Origin of the sequence: Flavonifractor sp., from assembly GCF_019422385.1 — a bacterium.
GTDB lineage: Bacteria > Bacillota > Clostridia > Oscillospirales > Oscillospiraceae > Flavonifractor > Flavonifractor avistercoris.
In genome coordinates, this window is record NZ_JAHZDL010000170.1 from 1 (window position 1) to 1,875 (window position 1,875).

Here is a 1,875-nt window from a genome sequence, read left to right on the forward strand (position 1 = left end):
GCTTCGCATGGATTTTCATCGAAGGCGCCCCCGGCGCCTTCGACCCCGGCCCCCCAAACGGGGGCTCATGGCGGCGGTGGGCTGTACAGACAGGGCAAAGACCAGCCGCGCATTGCCGCTTGTTTTCCTGGCACTCATGTCACAGGCGCTGCCGCGCCTCGGGCGGCACGCATCGGGATTACCCTGCAAGCCCTGATGGCCGCTGCGCTGTACCGGCCTGGCCCGCCGGGCCGCCGCTGGTGTCATGCCGCCGAAATACCATGGTATTTGCGGCGGCGGCTTGTGGGGCGGGGGAACGCGGCTTGGTCCGCCCGTCTCCCGCCCCTTCTTTCCAAAAAAGCCCGGGGAGCGCACCGCAGCTGCGGCGCGCTCCCCTTATGCTTCCTCGCCCTGCTTCAGGCTGGCCAGGTGGGCCTTCAGCACCAGGTTGATATAGCTGGACAGGGAGCGGTCCTCCTGCTCCGCCAGCTTTTGGACTTGCTCCAGAACTGGGATGTCCAGGGTCAGGCTGACCTTTGTTTTGAGCGGCTTCATATTATCACCAAGACGAATATACCATTTAGGAGGATAAAATATTGACGATTCCTACCTAATCGCCTATAATCGCCTTGAGGTGAAAGCCATGTACACCAATGAATTTGAAGAGGCCTTTTCCAACTTTTTGGACCGCCACGAGTATGATGAGGCGGAGAGCTACCTGTTTTCCATGGTGCGTCTGGCCTTTGCGGCGGGGTGGCAGGCGGCGGGGGGCGCACCGCCGCAGGCAGAGCGGATCTTCGAGTTAATTGTCCCGGAGCGAAAGAAAAACCCGGCGGAGTCTTGACAGCTCCGCCGGGTTTTCCACATTCTTTTGCGGTTGAGGGGAAAAACGGCTTACTCGCCGTCGTCCTCCTCCTTCTTGGTGCACACGATGTTGAGCTCCTCTAACTGTTTCGGATCGACAAAAGAGGGCGCGCCCATCATCAGATCCTGGGCGTTCTTGTTCATGGGGAAGGGGATGATCTCCCGGATGGACTCCTCGCCGGCCAGCAGCATGACCATCCGGTCCACGCCGGGGGCGATGCCCGCGTGGGGGGGCGCGCCGTAGGTGAAGGCGTTGTACATGGCGGGGAACTTGGCCTTCACGTCGTCCTCCCCCAGCCGTACCAGCTGGAAGGCCTCGATCATGATCTCCGGGTCGTGGTTCCGCACCGCGCCGGAGGACAGCTCCACGCCGTTGCACACCAGGTCGTACTGGAAGGCGGTGATGGTCAGGGGATCCACCTCGCGGTTGGCGGCCTTTTTCAGGATCTCCAGCCCGCCGTTGGGCATGGAGAAGGGGTTGTGGCAGAACTCCAGCTCGCCGGACTCCTCGCCGATCTCGTACATGGGGAAGTCCACGATCCAGCAGAACTCGTACCGCTCCCTGTCCATGTGGGCGGGGCAGAAGGCGCCCAGCTTGGAGCGGAGCACACCGGCGGTCTTCTGGGCGGCCAGCAGTTTGCCGGCGGTCAGGCCCACGAAGCAGCCCTTCTCCAGCCCCAGGGCGGCCACCACCTGGTCTTTGATGGGCTGGACAAACTTGGCGATGCCGCCCACGATCTCGCCGTTCTCGTCGTAGCGGAACCAGTAGGCCTTCTCGCCGGCCTGCACCTCCACGTCGGCGCACAGCTTGTCGATCTGCTTGCGGGTGCCCTCGAAGCCGGTGACCACCACGGCCTTGACGGTGTTGCCCTCAAAGGGCCCGAAGCCGCAGCCGCCCAGCACATCGGTGGCGTCCTGCACCACCAGGTCAATGCGCAGGTCGGGCTTGTCGGAGCCGTACTTGTCCATGGCCTCCAGGTAGGAGATGCGGCGGAAGGGGGCGGTGGAGGCCACGTTGTAGGTGCCGTACTG

3 protein-coding genes are annotated in these 1,875 nt (G+C 63.1%); 1 reads left to right on the forward strand and 2 read right to left on the reverse strand.

What is annotated here, in order from left to right; translation table 11 throughout:
• Nucleotides 1-375: 375 nt before the first annotated feature.
• Nucleotides 376-534, reverse strand: a complete 159-nt coding sequence (locus tag QZ378_RS12850; protein WP_291258551.1) for a toxin-antitoxin system protein — start codon at nt 532-534, stop codon at nt 376-378.
• 88 nt (nt 535-622) lie between these two features.
• Here QZ378_RS12850 and QZ378_RS12855 point away from each other — a divergent pair, with 88 nt between their 5' ends.
• On the forward strand, nt 623-823 hold the full coding sequence (locus QZ378_RS12855; protein ID WP_191379288.1) for a hypothetical protein: 201 nt from the start codon (nt 623-625) through the stop codon (nt 821-823).
• A 50-nt stretch (nt 824-873) separates the two neighbouring features.
• Here the strand turns inward: QZ378_RS12855 and QZ378_RS12860 are convergent.
• On the reverse strand, nt 874-1,875 hold a 1,002-nt coding region (locus QZ378_RS12860; protein WP_291258552.1), incomplete at its 5' end, for an amino acid--tRNA ligase-related protein.

Excerpts from the sequence above, each read along its gene's own strand:
- QZ378_RS12850 (WP_291258551.1), bottom strand. The coding sequence starts at position 534 with ATGAAGCCGCTCAAAACAAAGGTCAGCCTGACCCTGGACATCCCAGTT.
- QZ378_RS12855 (WP_191379288.1), top strand. The coding sequence starts at position 623 with ATGTACACCAATGAATTTGAAGAGGCCTTTTCCAACTTTTTGGACCGC.